Origin of the sequence: Pedobacter aquatilis, from assembly GCF_032678425.1 — a bacterium.
GTDB classification, from domain to species: domain Bacteria; phylum Bacteroidota; class Bacteroidia; order Sphingobacteriales; family Sphingobacteriaceae; genus Pedobacter; species Pedobacter aquatilis_B.
Genome location: NZ_JAVTSG010000003.1, coordinates 93011 through 112489 on the forward strand (window position 1 = coordinate 93011; position 19479 = coordinate 112489).

Sequence of the window (19479 nt, forward strand, 5' to 3'; positions counted from 1 at the left end):
CTTAATTTTCGTTACATCTGATATAGAATGGCTGCCAGAGTTATATTTTATGGTTTATTAGTATACTGCTTTATTTATTGGTTGCTGGCAAGAGAGTTAAGTCTGAACTTTCCTGTAGGTATATTAATTGAAGTAGGTTTATATATTACATTAATAGCTGCAATTATTACTGTACCGCGTGACAGGTGGAAATTGCTAAATAATGATGTGGTATATCTATTTCTTTTGTGGTTTGTTATTAGTTTAGTGGAGGTTGCAAACCCAGCCGGAGCAAATGTAATTGGGTGGTTGAAAGAAATTCGTAGTGCAGCAGAATATCCTTTGCTAATTGTTATGGTTTGTTTATTAATATTCGATAAGAATGAACAATTAGACAGGTTTATTTTTATTGTATTATTGTTCTCAACAATTGCAGCATTAAATGGTGTAAGACAGTTACATATTGGTTTATCGCCGGGAGACAGGAGGTTTTTAGCAGCAGGTGCAGATGTAACCCATATGCTGTGGGGCAGACTCAGGGTGTTTTCTTTCTATTCTGAAGCAGGTCAGTTTGGTGCTTCGCAAGCACATATTGGTCTTTTCGCATTAATACTTGCGTTAGGGCCAGTTAAAATGAAAACCAAAATTATTTTACTTTGCTGTTCAGGGTTGATGATTTATGGTATGCTTATTTCCGGTACAAGGGGCGCTTTTTTTGCACTTTTGCCAGGTGCTTTCTTTGCAATAATTTTGAGTAAGAAATTTAAAGTTCTGATGGTTGGAGGAGCTGTTGCTGTTCTTTTCCTCTGCTTCTTAAAATTTACATCAATAGGAAGTGGTAATTATTCTATTTACAGATTCCGATCTGCTTTAGATCCTAATGATCCATCCCTAATTGTGAGGATGAATTCTCAAAGGATTTTAAGAGAATATATGAGTAGTTTACCCTTTGGTGGAGGCTTAGGGGTAACCGGAGCGAATGGTATGGAATACAACCCTGATAAATTTTTATCTAAAGTACAACCAGATAGTTATTGGGTTAAGGTTTGGATAATGTATGGCATTGTTGGATTTACCATATGGATTTCAATTATGACTTTTCTTTTGGGTAAATGTTGTGCAATTGTTTGGCGAATACGGGATGAAGGGTTAAAAATAAAGGCAATAGCCTTGGCTTCTGGCTTTGCAGGTATATTAATGTGTAGCTATGGTAATGAAGTTATTAATACCATGCCTTCTACAATTATTGTTTACGCGTCGATAGCATTTATTTATTTAATGCCAAAACTTGATCAAGAATTACAGGATAAAAAAATATTAGCAGAAGCTTAAGATTATGCCATACGAAATATTTGGATTGCCAGCTGCACTTTTCTTTATTTTAGGAGTTGTTAAAGGCCTTAAATACATGAATAAGGAAGCAGATAATAATTAATCATTATGTCTATTGTTGCAAAAATAAAATCTAATCCTAAGTTAAAGAGCATGGCTTTATCTATGCTTATTCCAGCTAATGATAACCGACCTCGACTATGGGTTAAATGGTTTGTAAATCCATTTAAACACAAAAGAGGCAAAAAATCTATTGTTAGGCGGAGCACGAGATTAGACGTTTTTCCCTTTAATAAATTTGATTTAGGACATAATTCTGTAGTGGAAGATTTCGCTACTGTAAACAATGGGGTTGGTGATGTTATTATTGGAAACAAGACTATTATTGGTATGGGCTGTGTTGTAATTGGTCCTGTACATATTGGCAGCAATGTAATGTTTGCACAAAATATTGTCGTATCCGGTCTTAATCATGGCTATGAAGATGTAACGGTTTCTCCTGCCTTTCAAAAAGTTGTTTGTAAACAAATCGAAATATCTGATGATGTTTGGATAGGTGCAAATTGTGTTATAACAGCAGGCGTAACATTAGGAAAACACTCTATAATTGGAGCAGGAAGTGTAGTAACGAAAGATATCCCAGAATTTTCAATTGCAGTTGGTAACCCTGCAAAAGTTATTAAAAAATATAATCACGAGCTATCGGTTTGGGAGAAAGTTACATACTAAAACTTTAACTTAATAATTAGATAGGATAGATTGGTATGAGTGATATTTTAAAAGGTAGAGATGTTATTATTGTTGGGCAACAACCCTGGGATACCGAAATTGGTAGCAATTGTAAAAATATTGCTTTAGAGTTAAGCAAGTATAATAGGGTTTTATACGTAAATTCTCCTTTAGATAGAATTACACTTTACAGGTCTAAAAACGATAATAAAACTCGAAAAAGATTAGAAGTAATTAAAGGAAGGGCAGAAGGATTGTTAGCCGTTCAAGATAATCTTTGGAATCTTTATCCTGATTGTATGGTGGAATCTATTAACTGGATTGGAAGTACAAAAGTGTTTAATCTTTTAAATCGCTTTAACAATAAAAAGCTATCTAAATCTATACAAAAGGCCATTAAATCTTTAGGCTTCAAAAATGTTATTCTTTTCAATGATAATGAAATGTTTAAGGCTTTTTATTTGAATGATTTTTTAAAGCCTGCCTTAAGTATTTATTATTCGAGGGATTACATGATAGGTGTTGATTATTGGAAAAAACATGGCGAACAATTGGAGCCGGAATTAATTGCCAAAAATGATTTATGTGTTGCCAATTCTACTTTTCTTGCAGAGTATTGCAAAAAATATAATCCAAATTCTTTTTATGTTGGGCAAGGCTGCGATTTAGATATTTTTTACGAGCAAGCCGTGAAAAAATATATACCTGAACTTGCAAATTGCCGAAAACCAATAATTGGTTATGTTGGTGCTTTACAAAGCATCCGCCTGGATATTGAAATTATTGCACACATTGCCATTTCAAAACCCGAATGGACTATAGTTTTAGTGGGGCCAGAGGATGAAGCGTTTAAGCAAAGTAAATTACACCAGATAGAAAATGTTGTTTTTACGGGTATAAAACCAATTGATAGTCTGCCAGATTATATCAACATTTTTGATGTTTGCATCAACCCTCAATTGGTGAATTTAGTAACGATTGGAAATTATCCCCGCAAAATCGATGAATATTTAGCCGTTGGAAAACCAGTAATTGCAACCGCAACAAAAGCAATGGAAACCTTTGCTGATTTTGTTTATCTAGCCGAAAATAAAGAGGATTATGTATTGATGATTGAACAGGCTTTAGCAGAAAACTCAATTGATTTACAACAAAAAAGACGCAGTTTTGCTCTAGAACATACCTGGGAAAATAGCGTAAAGGATATTTACAATGCCATTAATACAGTAGAAAACAACAAATAAATTAAATGAATACGCTATATACTATTTCAATCATAGTACAAATCATTGTAGGTTTTAATTTGGTTTTACCTGTTTTATTGTTTTTAACTCATTTAGTAAAACGTACAGTTTATCATAATGTGCCTGTTGCTGATAAGTACGATTACGCGATTATTGTTACTGCTTATCAGCAAACAACATTATTGCCAGGCGTTGTAAAATCTATTTTAAATCTGAACTACAAAAACTATATGGTTTATGTGGTTGCCGATAATTGCGATATTTCTGATTTAAATTTTAATAGTGATAAAGTGATTTTACTAAGACCGGAAGAGGTACTTTCTGGTAATACAAAATCTCATTTTTATGCTATCGAACGATTTGTGAGGTCGCATGATATCTTAACAATTATTGATAGCGATAATCTGGTAGATAGTGAATATTTAAACGAACTGAATGTTTTCTTCGAGAAGGATTTTCTGGCTGTTCAAGGGGTTAGAAAAGCTAAAAACTTAAATACGGCCTATGCTTGCTTAGATGAAGCCGGTGATATTTATTATCGTTTTATTGATAGAAAATTATTGTTCGATAGCGGTTCATCTGCATCACTTGCAGGTTCTGGAATGGCCTTTACAACTTCATTTTATATAGAATGTTTAGATAAATTACTTATTGAAGGCGCAGGTTTTGATAAAGTTTTGCAGATGGAAATCCTTAATCGTAATAAAAGAATAGCCTTTGCCGAAAAAGCTATTGTTTACGATGAAAAGACCTCTAAGTCGCAGCAATTGGTAAAGCAACGTGCCCGTTGGATTAATACCTGGTTTAAGCATGCAGGTAAAGGTGTGCAACTTATATTTAAAGGGATTTTTACCTTAAACTGGAATCAGTTTTTATGCGGATTGGTGTTTTCAAGACCACCATTGTTTATCATTGCGGGCTTATCTTTAGCTTGTATGGTTGTGGATATTTTTTTTCAACCTAATATGCTTTATTTCTGGCTTGGTGCCTTGGTGTGCTTTTTCTCAATATTTTTAATTTCACTCCAATATTTTAAAGCACCTATGGTTATTTATAAGGCATTAGTAAAGGTTCCTGCTTTTATGTTTTTGCAGGTATTATCATTATTTAAAGCGAAGAGAGCTAATGAAATTTCAACAGCTACTGTTCATTATTATGATAGTAGCATTGATGAAATAAATAAAGAAAAATATTAAGATGGCCATCGAAAAAAAGAGAATTCTGCATGCAATTAGACAAGGGAAAGTTGGAGGGGGAGAAACGCATGTACTTGATTTAGTAAACCAACTCGACAAGGAAAAATACGAATCGGTTATACTTTCTTTTACCGAAGGGCCAATGGTAGATAAGTTAAAGGCCGATGGATTTGCAACATTTGTAATCAACACCGAAAAGCCTTTCAATTTTACCATTTGGAATGAAGTGAAGCAACTAATTTCAGCGCAAAAAATTGATTTAATTCATGCACACGGTACTCGGGCAAACTCAAATACCTTTTTTAGTGCAAAATCTCTGAAAATTCCATTGCTCTATACGGTTCATGGATGGTCATTTCATCCAGACCAAAATCCAGCAGTTAAATTTATAAGAAGTGCCAGCGAACGGTTTTTAGTAAATGTTGCTAATAAAACTATTTGTGTATCTCAAAGCAATTTGGTAGAAGGAAAAGGTAAATTTCCAATGAAAAATGCAGTTGTTATTGCCAATGGCATTAACAGAGATAAATTTAATCCTGATAAGGAATTTAAAAATATTCGTTCGGAGTTTCAGATTTCGAAAGAGGTAACTTTGGTTGGTTACATTGCCAGAATTACACATCAAAAATCGCCTTTAACATTTTTAAAAGCTATTGATGCCATAAATAACAAAGAAAATTTAAAATTTTTAATTGTTGGAGATGGCGACCTTAAAGCAGATATGTTGGCGCTGGCAAAGGAATTAAACTTAGAGCAACATATTATTTTCGTTGATTTTAGAAGTGATATACCTGAAATTTTAAGTGCGGTAGATATTTTCTGCCTTCCATCTTTATGGGAAGGCTTGCCGATTGCCTTGTTAGAAGCGATGTCTATGCGCAAAACAATTGTTGCTTCAAATATTGATGGAATTACAGATTTAATCGTTCACAATTCTAATGGATTATTGATTGAGCCCAATGATGTAAAAGGAATTGCTGATGCCATCACTTTGTTAGCAGCAGATAAAGATTTGAGTGAAAAACTTGGCTTAGCTGCAGAAAATACAGTTAAAGAGAAATTCAACGTTGGTTTGATGACAAAAAAAATCGAGCAGGTATATCAGGAATTTATATAATGGGTTAAGGTTATTTTTTAATATGCTTAAAATTGAAGTACTTGAAAAATCTATCGAATGTTGATTTGTAAATGCCGCCATCGATAATTATTCGTCTGTCTCCAGTCCAAACAATACTTTCCTTGTTCGTAACCCAGTGTAAATTTCCAAAACCTGCGTTTCGTAATTTCATTGCCAGCCAACCGTCTTCATTTGTGCCTGGAGGATGAGTGAAACCATCAACGCTAATACATTGTTCTCTACGGCAAGCAGAATTAAAACCATAAACATTTAAAGCTTCTTCCTTATACTTTTTAATAATCAATTTATTAAAATCAGAAAGATACTCGTAGATGAAATATAATAATCGGGATGTTTTTTCGGGTATAAATGAAAACCGCCCATAGGTTAATGCAACCTTTTCATTATTATGAAGTGGGTCTATCATACTATCCACCCATAATTCCGGGTAAATGGTATCTGCATCAGCATTTATAATATATGTTCCTTTGGCTACCGCCAGGCCCGAGTTACGGGCAATTGTTATGCCTTGTCTGCTTTCGTTTACACAAATTACACCACAAGCTTTTATAAGTTCTTCGGTTTTATCTTTTGAATTATTATTTACCACAACAACTTCTACACTATATTTTGTTTTAGTGTTTGATAAGGCAAACAATGTTTTTAGAATGTTGGCTTCTTCATTATACGCAGGGATAACGATGGAGATATCTGGATTTTCACTATACAATTTTTGAAATCTGCTAACTATACCGGGTATCTCTGAAGCTAAAAAATCGGAAGTTTTATTATATTTTTCAATATTAGAAGGTATGAAAACAGGTCTCATTTAACGGCGTATTGTGTATGATTTTATAAATATATACCAAAAATGTTAAAGTGATAAATAAAAAGAATAATACTCTCAATTATCAATAAATTATTTGATATAATATTTATCTTTACTTGCTTTTAGTATCTCTCAAATTGAAAAGACGAACCTCCATAAAAAGTATTCTAGCTTTAAGTCTTCTAGGTGCTTCTTCTTTTTCTGTCTACAAATGGTTTTATCTACACCATGATTTTGATCCTGCTAAATTGGCAAGTTTTAAAGAATTGATAGCTGATTTAGCTGATACAATTATTCCTGAAACCGATACTCCGGGTGCTAAACAGGCTGGAGTTGCACAATTCATTATCAACGTAATTAGTAATTGTACGCCTAAGGTTGAGCAAAATAAGTTTATTTACGGTTTGAGATATGTAGAAGAATATACTATAAAAAACTATAAAAAACCATTTTCTCAGTGTAATAGCACAGAAAGATTTAATATTTTGGCATATTTTGAAGAGCAGAATACTTACAGTTTGAAAATTTTAAATAAAATTAATAACAAAATGTTTGGTACTACCTTTTTTTCTAAGTTAAAAGAACTTACTGTACAGGGGTATTGCCAATCTGAATTAGGCGCAACTCAGGGGCTTAATTATGATGAAGTTCCTGTGAATTATGAGCCGTGTATACCATTGCAATTGAATCAAAAATCTTGGGCAACAAAATAATTATGGATAATCGAATTAAAACGGAAAATATCTATGATGCAATAGTTATTGGCTCAGGAATAAGTGGCGGTTGGGCTGCAATGGAACTCTGTAAAAAAGGTCTTAAAACATTACTTTTAGAACGAGGCAGGAATGTTAAGCATATTATAGATTACTCTACGGCTACACTTCATCCTTGGCAATATAAGAATGGCTACTACAATACAACCACTGATGTTGAAAATGAACCAGTTAAAAGCTTGGTAAGTAATCCGGCTGTAAGTCATTTTTTTGTAGGCGATAAGGAACAACCTTATATTCAGGAAAAACCTTTTAATTGGTTCAGGGGTTATCAAGTGGGTGGTCGTTCTTTAACCTGGGGAAGACAATGTTATAGATGGAGTGATTTAGATTTTGAGGCAAATAAAAAAGATGGGGTTGGCGTAGATTGGCCAATTCGCTATAAAGATTTAGAAAAGTGGTACGATTATGTAGAATCTTTTGTTGGGGTAAGTGGGCAGAGTGAAAATTTACCGCAACTTCCCGATGGAAAATTTCTTCCTGCAATGCCATTAAATTGTGTTGAAAATCATTTAAGAGATAAAATTAAACCAAAGGGTAAGGTTTTAACAATTGCGAGAGTTGCTAATTTATCAAAAGGGTGGAATGGCAGAGGCCCATGCCTAAACCGCAACATGTGTAATATGGGGTGCCCATATGGTGGTTATTTTAGTAGCAACAGTGCTACCATCCCAATTGCCGAACAAACTGGAAATTTAACATTGAGGCCATTTTCAATTGTTGCCGAGATACTGTATGATGAGCGTACTGAAAAAGCTGCGGGAGTTTTAGTTATTGACGGGGAAACTGGTGAAAAATTAATTTTTAGATCGAAGATAATTTTTATAAATGCATCAACTATCGCAACAGCCGCAATATTATTAAATTCTAAATCTAAGCGATTTCCTAATGGATTTGGAAACGATAGCGAACAATTAGGCCGGAACTTAATGGATCATCATAGCTCTGCAGGGGCCTACGGAACTTTCGATGGATTTAAAGATAAATATTATAAAGGAAGAAGACCTTGTGGTTTTTTAATCCCTAGATATAGAAATATTAAACATAACGAAAACTTAGATTTTAGCCGGGGTTATAATATTCAGGGAGATGGGGAAAGGCAAGGATGGCAAGATTTGCAGGACGAACCTGGATTTGGTAAAGATTTCAAAAATAAGCTTACAAAACCTGGCTCGTGGACCGTTTGGATGGCGGGATGGGGAGAGTGTTTGCCATACCCAGATAATCAAGTTTCTCTTGATGCAGAAAAGAAAGATAAATGGGGATTACCTATAATAAAAGTTAATTTTTCTTTCAAAACTAACGAAGAGAATATGATGAAAGATATTCAAGAAACCTGTAAAGAAATGCTATCTGATGCTGGCTTTACCAATGTTTCATCGTTTAATTATCGCAAACCAGGTGGCTCAACCATACATGAGATGGGAACTGCGAGAATGGGTAATGATCCTAAAACCTCAGTTTTGAATAAATTTAACCAAATGCATGCCGTGAAAAATGTTTTTATTACTGATGGTAGTTGTATGGCATCTTCTGCGTGTCAAAATCCATCTTTAACTTACATGGCGCTTACAGCCAGAGCTTGCGATTTTGCTGTCAACGAGATCAAAAATGGCAATCTTTAATTTTAAAAACCATTAATAATATCCTTAATGATTAATACTATAAAGCAAATATTTTCCATATTTAAAAACATGCATTTCCAGTCGCTTATGGCGAATGGTTTAATGGCTGCGTTTGGAATGATTACTTTATCCTTAGTATATAGAACACTATCGGACGTTGATATGGGGTTCTTTATAATTTTTCTGAGTGTTTTGGGTTTAATCGATAATTTAAGGGCCGGATTTTTAACAATTACCATTATAAAGTTTTTTGCGGGAACTACACCAGAGCGTGGTAGAGAGATTGCTGGTTCAGCTTGGTTATTGGCCGTAATAATTGCTGTCTTATTTTTTGCGGCTAACATAGTTACTTATTTCATTTCTAATCATGTATCTAATACTGGAGTATCGCTAATTTTAAAACATTTTGCAGTTATTTCAACAGCAACATTACCTTGGTTTATGAGTGATTGCTTTGTGCAGGCTCAAAAGAGATTTGATAGAATGTTGTGGCTAAGAATATTTAATCAAGGTGCGTATACGGTATTTGTATTTACACTTTTCATATTAAAAAAATTAACATTAATTACCCTAATATATGCTTACGCTGCCTCAAATTTATTTGCAAGTATTATGGTACTTGTTTTAGGTTGGACAATGGTTTCAACAATATTTTCTGCAAGCAGAAATACAATAAAGGAACTCTTCCATTTTGGGAAATATAGCATGGGTACAAATATTAGTACAAATTTATTCGGAATTACAAATACATTTATTATCAATTATTTAATAGGCCCTGCGGCGCTAGCTATGTATAATTTAGGAGGAAAACTGATACAGGTAGTAGAAATTCCGTTACTAAGTCTTATAACAAGTGGTATGCCTTTGCTTTCTACCAGTTATAATCAAGGAGATAAAGAAGGGATGATTCATACATTAAAGAAGTTTATAGGAATGCTTACTGTTGCACTTGTGCCGATTGTGATTATTTCACTAATCTTTGCCGAACCGTTTATTCAGCTCGTTGGAGGAAAAAATTATGTGTCAAATGCTGCTCCAAATTTGTTTAGAATATTTATAGTTCTATCATTACTATATCCTGCCGATCGCTTTTTTGCAATAGGTGTAGATGTGATTCACTTACCAAAAATTAATTTCTATAAAATTATCATTATGGTGATAAGTAATGTGGCCGCAATATTTATCGGGGTTTGGATATATCACTCTGTGTATTCAATTGCCTTGGCATCAATTGTACCAACATTGATTGCTATTTACATGACATATAAACCTTTGAATGACTTTTATAAATTCAGTTTCTTTGGGATTTTTAGCACTGGTTTTAAAGAGTTAATTCTGTTGTATAAAGAGCAAAAGCAAAGGCTTTTAGGTTAATTAATCAAACATTCACTTATAGATTTAAACAATATAAGTGTGTCTATTCATTTAAATAACGATATTATATTTAACGCTAACAGAAGTCTTTCTCATTAAGATAAGACTACATCCGGTATTTTGGAAGATATTAATTATGAAACACTAAACCGTTAGTGTTTACGATTCTTCAAAGTATAAAAGAAAGTCCAGAGCTATTTAAAATAACCCTGGACTTTTTTATGTTATAATTTATTTGTTTTAGATACCTGATGCACCAAGACCAGTGAATACTGTAACAAATTTGGTTAAATCGCTAACAACATCTGAGTATTTGGCAGAATACTTATTGTTTTCTTGCTTGATGATTTTAACGTCACTCATGTTATTAATCATGGTAGTAACTGCTGCATTGTTATTGTATAAATCAAAACCCAAGTTGTTATAGAACTCTAAATTGCCTCCGTAGTTATACAAATCCAAAACTTGTCCTTGCCAATCTTTATTTGTATTCATTTTACCAACAGTATTATTGTAAACCTTAGCATTAACAAACGTAGTTTTACCAGAAACAATATATCTATCGAAACCTTGTAACTCAAAAGCTCCATATTTACGAGTGTTGTAGCAAATATTATTGTAAATTTCTACAGTTGCCGGTGATGAGCCTCTAGAATAAACCCACATTCTAATTGCGTTTCCTTGGTAGTTAGTTAATTTATTGTCGTGGAATTTTCCATTACCCTGCATGTAAAAAATACCATTATGATTGTTATTGGTATTATTTAAATTGTTAACAACATTGTGGTGTATGTTATAATCCTGAACATTAGAAAAAGAGCAAACCGTTCCTGACTCTGTATTTTGGAAGGTATTGTAAGCAATTTCTAAATCTTTGAAAAAACCTGAATCTTCACCGGTATCTTTATTCAAATTGCCACCAAAAACTATGGCGCCAGCATTATCAAATGAGCAGTTTAAAATCTTAAAGCCATCAGTTCTAGTATTAGCTGTTCCATCATATTTCAAGCCAGCTCCGTTATTATTTTCTCCGGCAATACAATAGTCATTTACATTTTTAAAGTTCATACTTTTCAATGTAACGCCGCTCATTTTGCCTTCTAACTTAATGGCTCTGAATGAAATATTCTCAAAAGAAAATCCATATGTTAAAGCAGCATCATTGTCGCCAGCAATATTAACATAGGCTAAATTACTCGTAAGCATTACCTCTGTTACTTTAACAAGTCCATTATTTTTTACATTAATTGGGCTTGCTGCTGTACCTGTTATGTTTCTAATTGTAATAGATTTGTACGTACCAGCTTTAACTTTAATTAACTTAATTGTTGTCAAATCTAAAGATTTCCCATCAATTGAAAGGTCTCCAGACCCCGTCCCTACCTCATATGAAGGTGTTGTTTGTACTGGAGGGTTAGTAGGAGAGGGCGTCGGTGTTACCACAACTGGTTCAGGACTCACCTGATTACGGTACCTGTTTTTTTTACAAGCTGTGCTAAAAACGATAATTAGGCATAGGACGAAATTTGCCATTAAATACTTTCTCATTACTCTGTCTGTTTTAATATAAAATGATTAATTGTTTGTTGCTCCTAAAACGACAATTGTAATAAGTATTATACATTGGAATAAAAAAAAATATTTTTCTTAACACTTCAATTATAGGGATAAAATCTAATTAATTGCCTGCAAGATAATTAAATGCAATTTCTTAAGCAAAATTCGGTCAGAATTTAAAATGTTAATTTTAACATAAATGACTTTTTAATGACAAACAAATAGGAGTTAAAGGGTCTATTCTTCCTCCATATGCGATAGTTATAACCATTTGGAATCCTTTTTTAAGTGTGTATTATATTATCTCAAAAAAATTACCTTAAAGAAATTTTAATACTAATTGTTTTAACACTTACTTTGTAAAAAAGATAAGGATAATCGCTCTCAAAACATGATTGAAAAAATTGAATTCCAAGAAAAACTTTTAGCTGTTATTATAAGAGCTAACTATAAGAAAGAAGGCATTGCCTTCTTTACTCCTGATGATTTTTCTCAGCAACTGGGTTATATGAATCGTAAAAAAGGATATGTTATAGACCCTCACGTACACCGTTTAGTGGAGCGTAAAGTTACCCTCACCCAAGAAGTTTTATATGTAAAAAAGGGAAAAGTGTTGGTTAATTTTTATGATCAGGACCAAAATTATTTAGAACAAAGAATTGTTGAAACAGGCGATGTTATTTTATTGGCTGATGGTGGACATGGTTTCGAAATGCTTGAAGATTCTGAGATGATTGAGGTTAAACAAGGCCCATATGCAGGCGAAGAAGATAAAATAAGATTTAAAGCCTAGGCGCTTTTCTAACTTTCATAACCAAAGCATCCTCTCTAAAATATCACATCTATTTATATTTTAATAAAGTTAATTTGAATAGTTTTATGCAAACTATTTCGAATCACCTTATTTTAGCTCTAAATTATACACCTATGAATTTTATTCCCGTAAATGTTCCATTGCTAGAAGGTAATGAACTAAAATATGTAACCGAATGCATCACTACTGGCTGGATTAGTAGTGAAGGTCCATTTATTAAAGAATTTGAAGATAAATTTGCTGAATATATTGGCACATCATACGGCATTGCTGTTAGTAATGGTTCTGCTGCGTTAGATATTGCCGTTAAAGCCTTAAATATTGGCGAAGGGGATGAAGTTATCATCCCAACATTTACTATCATCTCTCCGGCACAATCTATAGTAACTGCTGGAGCAACTCCAGTACTTGTAGAGAGCGATTTGGACACCTGGAATATGGATGTAAACCAGATTGAAGCGAAGATTACCTCAAAAACAAAAGCCATTCTGGTTGTCCATATCTACGGTTTACCTGTTGATATGAATCCGGTAATTGAGCTTGCCAAAAAACATAATTTAAAAATTATTGAAGATGCTGCAGAAATGCATGGTCAAACCTATAATGGCAAAAAATGTGGCTCATTTGGAAATGTATCTATCTTTAGCTTTTACCCAAATAAACACATCACCACTGGCGAGGGTGGCATGATATTAACCAACGATGTTGAAGTTGCCGAACGTTGTAAAAAACTAAGAAACCTTTGTTTTGAACCTAATGGCCCACGTTTTATACATAATGAAATTGGGTGGAATTACAGGATGACTAATTTACAGGCGGCATTAGGTTTAGCGCAGCTTGAACAAATAAATTCTTTTTTAGAAAAGAAAAGAAAAATCGGAAAATTTTATGCTGATAATCTTAGCTTTTTGAAGGATAAAGGTTTTGAACTTCCAAATCCAAAAGTAGAATATGCCGATAATATTTATTGGATATTTGGATTGTTAGCTCCAACCGAAGCCGATAAGGAAAAATTAGTAGCTGTATTAGCTGAAAATAAAATAGCTACCCGCCCATTTTTTTGGTGCATGCACGAACAACCTGTGTTTAAAAAAATGGGTTTTTTCGAGAATGAATCCTATCCTAATGCAGAAAGACTTGCAAGGAATGGATTCTACTTACCTTCAGGTTTGGGAATATCTGAGGCTGATTTGATTAGAGTTGTGGAAGTGATAAAAAATCAATTTTAAGTGTATGAGAGTTGGAATTTTACTAGAAAATTATAAAAAGGAAGAGGGTGGAAGCCACTCTTACTACAATACTTTGGTAGAAGGTATAGCAGATTATAATTTCAGTGATAATCTTGAATTTGCTTTTGTTGCGCTTGGTGATTCTTTAGATAAAAGTGCTCCTGATAATAGTTTTCTTCTCGATATTGAAAAAATAATGAGAAGCAATAACAAGTTCTTATTTTGGATAAATAAGTTAGCGTCAATTAAAGGTATTAGTTATTTTCCTTTATCAGATAAAATACAATTTTCTTACACAAAACGGTTTAACGAGGAGTTGAAAGCAAAATTAATTGAAAATAAAATCGATGTTTTGTATGCGCTCACACCTTTTTACAAAGATTTGAATTTTCCTACGATAGTTACACATTGGGATATTGGTCACAAGAGTAGCTTTATGTTGCCCGAAGTAACTTTTGATGGTGAATATGAGATGCGTGAAATGTACTATGACCGTTATCTTCAGAAGGCATTTGCGATATTTTGTGAATCGGAAGCTGGAAAAAATGAACTATGTCATTACAAACAAATAAACCCTGAGCGTGTATTTGTAATTCCCATGTTTGCCGGCAATATTACCAAATTGGTTATAGATGGTGATACTGAAAAACAAGTCTTGGATAAGTTTAATATAAAAACGAACAAGTTTTTTCTATATCCTGCACAATTTTGGTCGCACAAGAACCATTATAGCCTTATTATGGCATTTCAAAAATTTCAAAAGGAGAGCCCAGAGGTTAAGCTTTTACTGCCTGGAGGTGATAAAGGAAATTTAAAATATATAAAACAACTTGTTAATGATTTAAACCTTAATGACAACATTATTTTTGGAGGCTTCGTAACCAACCAGGAATTAAATGTGTTTTATAAAAATGCAATATCATTGGTTATGCCAACGGTTATTGGCCCGACAAATATGCCTCCACTAGAAGCTAAAGCACTAAATTGTCAGGTAATTTGTACTGACATGCCAGGACATAGAGAAACCTTGGGTGACTATGCAATTTATATCAATCCATATGATGTAGATAATATTTTCGCAGCCTTAAATTCAACTTTTGATAATATTGCAGATAAAAAAAATACAGAGCATAATTCTTCTACATTATTAAATTCTCTCGCTAAAATTGAGGAAGCATTTACTAAATTGGTGTCTATTCGAAAACTATTTGGAACTGATTTCAGAATTGAATAAAACCTAAAAAAATCAATTAATTACACAGAACATTTAAAGTAATTCTATATATGAATGGCTTTAAATGTTAAATATTTTTGTAAGCTGATACTTTATTGTATATTGTAATTAATTGTCCCGATTGAATTCTTGAATTTTAAATGCGTTAGGTATTCTCTATAACTCCTTACGCATACTTATCGTTAGGTCATTCTGGCAACCTATTTTATATGTTATTTATAAGATAATTGCATAAAATATGAATTAGTAATAATTACTGTCATTGAATGAATAGATTGCCTAAAAAAAATATTGTTATTGCGCCATGCGGTAATAAATCTTACCTCTTTAATAGTTCGTGGTTAAAGGATAATCAAAATAGAGATTTTGATATATGCTTAATGTTCTATCATGAAAATATTGATAATCCAAAGCTCTACGAGCACGTTGATTATTTTTTTCATTTGAAAGATTTCAAGTATCTGATGCTTCACAAATTACTAACGGAGATTAAACCCGAGTGGATTTCTGAATACGAGTACTTTTATTTTTTGGATGATGATATTGAAATTGAAACTTTAGAGATAAACCGAATGTTTAACTTGAGTAAAGCATTCAATGCAAGTGTTTCTCAAGCCTCGCTATCAAGCGATTCGTACTGTTCTTGGCCAATTTTTAAATTAAATAATCATTGTTTTTTAAGGTATGTTGGGCAAATTGAGGTTATGGCTCCATTATTTGACAGAACAACCTTATTATTATGCTTACCCACTTTTACTGGTACACTTTCTAGTTGGGGGATAGATTCTGTCTGGTCTAGATTGCTTAATTATTCAGAAAGTAAAATGATTGTATTTGACGATCTGCAAATGAAGCATACTTTGCCAGTAGGAGGAGGTGAACTTTATAAAAAACTTGGGGTCGATCCTCGTCAGGAGTGGGTAGAAATTACAAATAAGTATGGGGCTAAACTTCAAAATTATGTAGAATACGGAAGATTGAAGAAATTACATGTTAAGAAGAATAAGGTGTATAAAATTTCAAATTACCTCAATCAGCTAATGTCAACACTATCCCGTAAAATTAGGGATTATGATTTAAGCTCCAGAATCCGATTGAAGCTCAATAGATAGTTATCGCTTTTTGTCTCGGAAGAATTTAAAATAAAAATAAATCAACATCAATGGATTATCTTTAATTAAATGGTTCTTAACAGTTTTATGAAGGTGGTATCCTGTATCCGCAATAGCAGTTTTATTTGTTCCGTCTGAATGAAAAATCCCTAATGTTTCTTCAATTTTTATGATTTTATTGTTTTTGTATGCTTTTAATAAAAACCAAATATCCATAGCAAAATGATCATCTATAGGGAATTTGCCAATGTTATTCTGCACTTTTCTTTTATAAAAATAACTTACTGGGTTATTTGGGAAAGCGTTTAGCCAATACAGTATTATATCTCGATATTTGCATGACGGATTTCGTATTATGCTTTCATCTTCGGTTTTGTAAATTAAATTTCCGACAACCATATCTGCCTGCGTATTTTGCTCAAACGCAGCAATTATTTTGCTGAATGCAAGTGGTAAAAACTCATCATCAGCGTTTAAGTATACAATAATTTCTCCGCTACTCATGCTAAAAGCTTTGTTCATAGCGTCTGATTGCCCTTTATCCTTTTCAGAAATATATTTTACTTGAGGAAATTCCTTCAGGATTTCAACAGTACCATCTTTGGAACCACCATCAACAACAATATGTTCATAATTGTCATAATTTTGAGAGATTACACTTTCTATTGCTCTTCTAATGTACTGAGCAGAGTTGTACGAGGGAGTTAATACACTAATTTTCATTGGGATGCTTTTTAGATGCTTATTTACCGGGGAAGTTCTATCTGAAAATCGGCGCTATCAATTTCATTTAATACAGCATCGTCAATTTCTGAATCGAATTTTCTTGCAAAGATATTTTTTGAATTGATAATTTTATCAAAATCACTTGATTTTAGCATTTTTGGATGTGCATTTCCTTCCGACCAATCTATATATCTTAAGTTGTTATTCACTACTTTAGATTTATCAGATGTATGCATTACTAATGTTGGAATTATCAATTCATCTGCTCCCCAACAATATTTTAAAAAATTATTTAGCTTATCGTTTGTAGACATTAATTCTGTAATTTTTACAGCACATTCACCTGTAATTGTCCACCAAGTAGCTTTCGGGCCTCCATATAATTTATAACTGGTGGGAAACTTTCTTTTGGGTGCTACAATATTTAAAGCTCTTTCAAATAGATGTTTACCTTTGAAATCGAAATCAGTCAAATGGTATTTTTCGTATCTCATGGCGGCCAATTTTAACCATTCAGAATTTTGGTCTTCTTCGTAAGAAATAAAATTGTAACCCTTTCTATCTTTAAAGAAATTATAAATTACATCTGCAGATTGTATTGGATAATCTTGTCCACTAATTAAATTAATAAAATCGTACTCTTTGTTGTTTGAAAGAACTTCTCTAATTGAATTGAAGATGCCGATGAGAAAATTATTTCCTCCCCAGCTACATTTCATTCTGTTTTTTATGAACGTAACATTTTTTAATTGCTCCAATTTTTTAAATGGAGTGATGTCTGTTTTTTTATCAAGATGGATAAAAATGTCAAAATTATTATGTTCGAGTCTTTTTATCAATCTTTGTAATTGATCAGGATTTTTGTGAGCTACAATGATATGAGCAATGCGCATATTAAATAAGGTATAGTTGATGGTAAACTAAGAACATTGGGTTTGCATTTTAACCAGTTATAAAACTACAGTTTTTTATTTAGGTTCTAATAAAAGTACAGTAACATCTTTTGTTATGTGTTTTTTTCTTACAACATATTGTTTTACCAGTTCGTTTATTAAATGTTGATTTGGACTTGAATTCTTATTGTAGTACCATTTTGGCTCATCAATTTTATCGCCAATATCTGTTAAAAACTGTGAATTAAAAACCACCCAAACCCTTTTTTTGTTTTTGAATTTTATAAAATCATTTCTCAGATTATGAAAGTAATTCTCATAATTTGTTGAGTTCTTACGTTGGTCACTGCCTTCAATACCTTCAAACTTATAGTGATATATTTCTTTATATAATCTATAACCTGGCAAATTATTCCAATAGATATACACTGCATCTCCATTCTGATATTGATTATTCAGATATTCTAATGCTTCCCTTTGGAAAGATTTCTTATGGACAAAAAACGTTTGAGGCTCTAAAATGCTTTGTACCGATAGAATTAGGGGACCAATAAGTATTAACGCTATCAGCACAATCTTAATTTTTTTTGAATTAAAGAAAGTACAAATAAAATTATATCCTTCTGCAATTATTATAATAAAGATTGGTGAAATGAACACCCAAAAGCGTTCGGTTAGCGGATAAAGTTCTAACCCTGAGGCTAAAAACATTAATAGAATTGGTAACGATAGAATTAACATTTCCGTAAAATTTTTATTTACTGTAGTATATATTCCAGTAAATAAAAATAATATTGGCAAAAATGGCATCTTCAAAATCATGCTGATGGTTTGATTTGAAGATATGTGTATGAAATTCCAGAGTAACCCCAATGGGTAATCAAGCATTCTGTAAATGTTTACTGCAAACCATTTTAAATCGGAAATTGATTTTGGCGGTAATGGCATAAAATTATGATATGCTCTAAACCAATACGCTATCCATTCAGATTCTGCATGCTTATGTGTAAATAAAACGTAATTGATAATGAAACTTGCCAACCAGATAAAAGATGGGATTAAAGTAAGCCCCAAAGCTTTCCATTCTTTTTGCAATAAATAATTTAAACTTAAAGCTATTCCAATGCCAGCCAGAATAAATATCGATGAGTAAGAAAACCATAAAATTATAGCTCCGGCTAATCCCCAAATTATTAGGCTTTTTATTTCTTTTTTATCCTTTAGCTTAATATAAAAATAAAGTGATAACATAGTACCAAGCAATTCTGTAGAATATTGCTTAATTTCTACGCTATGATATACGAGGGCAGGAGATAGGCATAAAATTCCTAAAGCTAGTAAAGGTGCAAAACCTTTCAAAAAATATTTGGAAATCGGTATAAATAGAAACATCGAAATAATTCCTGAAATTAAAGGAATTAATCTAAGCGCAGTTTCTCTATCTCCGAAAATAGTGGTTATTATTTTTACAACAAATAGGAAACCTATCGGTGCTTTTTGCTGGTAGTATAATGGCGAACTTATCAAATCAGCTAATTTCATTTTTACAATGCTCGTTGATAGATAAACCTCATCCATCCAAAGCGAACGATTATAAAAAAAATGAAACAATCGGATTAATATTCCAATACCAATTAAAAGATATATAGCAGTTTTTGAATGAATTTCTTTAGATTGAATGGGGTACATTTTTAGAACTAAGTATTCGCAATATCG

17 protein-coding genes are annotated in these 19479 nt (G+C 32.6%); 12 read left to right on the top strand and 5 right to left on the bottom strand.

All coding sequences use genetic code 11. From position 1 onward, the window contains the following. Nucleotides 1-27 precede the first annotated feature (27 nt). The 5 genes from R2Q16_RS10365 (at nucleotide 28) to R2Q16_RS10385 (ending at nucleotide 5597) form a co-directional block, all read left to right on the top strand. A complete protein-coding gene (locus tag R2Q16_RS10365; protein ID WP_316736883.1) occupies nucleotides 28-1311 on the top strand; it encodes an O-antigen ligase family protein in 1284 nt (427 codons plus the stop codon). 108 nt (nucleotides 1312-1419) lie between these two features. Next, nucleotides 1420-2040, top strand: a complete 621-nt coding sequence (locus tag R2Q16_RS10370; protein WP_316736884.1) for an acyltransferase — start codon at nucleotides 1420-1422, stop codon at nucleotides 2038-2040. A 35-nt stretch (nucleotides 2041-2075) separates the two neighbouring features. After that, nucleotides 2076-3284 (top strand): glycosyltransferase, encoded by a 1209-nt coding sequence (locus R2Q16_RS10375; RefSeq protein WP_316736885.1) that lies wholly within the window; start codon nucleotides 2076-2078, stop codon nucleotides 3282-3284. 5 nt (nucleotides 3285-3289) lie between these two features. After that, complete coding sequence (locus tag R2Q16_RS10380; RefSeq protein WP_316736886.1) at nucleotides 3290-4480, top strand: glycosyltransferase; 1191 nt, start codon at nucleotides 3290-3292, stop codon at nucleotides 4478-4480. 1 nt (nucleotide 4481) lies between these two features. Then, entirely contained in the window at nucleotides 4482-5597 is a 1116-nt protein-coding gene (locus R2Q16_RS10385) for a glycosyltransferase family 4 protein (RefSeq protein ID WP_316736887.1), read from the top strand. 10 nt (nucleotides 5598-5607) lie between these two features. On the opposite strand, the gene R2Q16_RS10390 is transcribed toward R2Q16_RS10385, so the two are convergent. Continuing rightward, entirely contained in the window at nucleotides 5608-6426 is an 819-nt protein-coding gene (locus tag R2Q16_RS10390) for a glycosyltransferase family 2 protein (protein WP_316736888.1), read from the bottom strand. Nucleotides 6427-6563: 137 nt separating this feature from the next. Between R2Q16_RS10390 and R2Q16_RS10395 the strand changes: the two genes are divergently transcribed. From R2Q16_RS10395 to R2Q16_RS10405, 3 genes are read left to right on the top strand one after another with little or no spacing between them, the layout of a single operon-like run. Continuing rightward, on the top strand, nucleotides 6564-7139 hold the full coding sequence (locus R2Q16_RS10395) for a gluconate 2-dehydrogenase subunit 3 family protein (RefSeq protein WP_316736889.1): 576 nt from the start codon (nucleotides 6564-6566) through the stop codon (nucleotides 7137-7139). A gap of 2 nt (nucleotides 7140-7141) precedes the next feature. Continuing rightward, nucleotides 7142-8824 carry a GMC family oxidoreductase gene (locus tag R2Q16_RS10400; protein WP_316736890.1) on the top strand — a complete coding sequence of 561 codons (1683 nt, stop codon included), beginning with the start codon at nucleotides 7142-7144 and terminating at the stop codon, nucleotides 8822-8824. Nucleotides 8825-8851: 27 nt separating this feature from the next. Beyond that, nucleotides 8852-10198, top strand: a complete 1347-nt coding sequence (locus R2Q16_RS10405; protein ID WP_316736891.1) for a lipopolysaccharide biosynthesis protein — start codon at nucleotides 8852-8854, stop codon at nucleotides 10196-10198. A gap of 240 nt (nucleotides 10199-10438) precedes the next feature. Here R2Q16_RS10405 and R2Q16_RS10410 read toward each other — a convergent pair whose 3' ends face one another. After that, nucleotides 10439-11746 (bottom strand): hypothetical protein, encoded by a 1308-nt coding sequence (locus R2Q16_RS10410; protein ID WP_316736892.1) that lies wholly within the window; start codon nucleotides 11744-11746, stop codon nucleotides 10439-10441. A 400-nt stretch (nucleotides 11747-12146) separates the two neighbouring features. On the opposite strand from R2Q16_RS10410, the gene R2Q16_RS10415 reads away from it, so the two are divergent. From R2Q16_RS10415 to R2Q16_RS10430, 4 genes are all read left to right on the top strand, one after another. Continuing rightward, the gene (locus R2Q16_RS10415; RefSeq protein WP_316736893.1) at nucleotides 12147-12548 is read left to right on the top strand and encodes a hypothetical protein; all 402 of its coding nucleotides are present in this window, start codon (nucleotides 12147-12149) and stop codon (nucleotides 12546-12548) included. A 134-nt stretch (nucleotides 12549-12682) separates the two neighbouring features. Continuing rightward, complete coding sequence (locus R2Q16_RS10420; protein ID WP_316736894.1) at nucleotides 12683-13798, top strand: DegT/DnrJ/EryC1/StrS family aminotransferase; 1116 nt, start codon at nucleotides 12683-12685, stop codon at nucleotides 13796-13798. 4 nt (nucleotides 13799-13802) lie between these two features. Next, nucleotides 13803-15032 carry a glycosyltransferase family 1 protein gene (locus R2Q16_RS10425; protein ID WP_316736895.1) on the top strand — a complete coding sequence of 410 codons (1230 nt, stop codon included), beginning with the start codon at nucleotides 13803-13805 and terminating at the stop codon, nucleotides 15030-15032. Nucleotides 15033-15298: 266 nt separating this feature from the next. Further along, entirely contained in the window at nucleotides 15299-16144 is an 846-nt protein-coding gene (locus R2Q16_RS10430; protein WP_316736896.1) for a DUF707 domain-containing protein, read from the top strand. Here the strand turns inward: R2Q16_RS10430 and R2Q16_RS10435 are convergent, their stop codons facing one another. The 3 genes from R2Q16_RS10435 to R2Q16_RS10445 all read right to left on the bottom strand — a co-directional run bounded on the left by R2Q16_RS10435 (nucleotide 16145) and on the right by R2Q16_RS10445 (nucleotide 19452). Next, nucleotides 16145-16867 carry a glycosyltransferase family 2 protein gene (locus R2Q16_RS10435; RefSeq protein ID WP_316736897.1) on the bottom strand — a complete coding sequence of 241 codons (723 nt, stop codon included), beginning with the start codon at nucleotides 16865-16867 and terminating at the stop codon, nucleotides 16145-16147. A gap of 23 nt (nucleotides 16868-16890) precedes the next feature. Continuing rightward, nucleotides 16891-17763, bottom strand: coding sequence for a beta-1,6-N-acetylglucosaminyltransferase (locus R2Q16_RS10440; RefSeq protein ID WP_316736898.1), 873 nt, complete (start codon nucleotides 17761-17763; stop codon nucleotides 16891-16893). Between the two features lie 75 nt (nucleotides 17764-17838). Beyond that, nucleotides 17839-19452 carry a glycosyltransferase family 39 protein gene (locus R2Q16_RS10445; RefSeq protein WP_316736899.1) on the bottom strand — a complete coding sequence of 538 codons (1614 nt, stop codon included), beginning with the start codon at nucleotides 19450-19452 and terminating at the stop codon, nucleotides 17839-17841. Nucleotides 19453-19479: the final 27 nt, after the last annotated feature.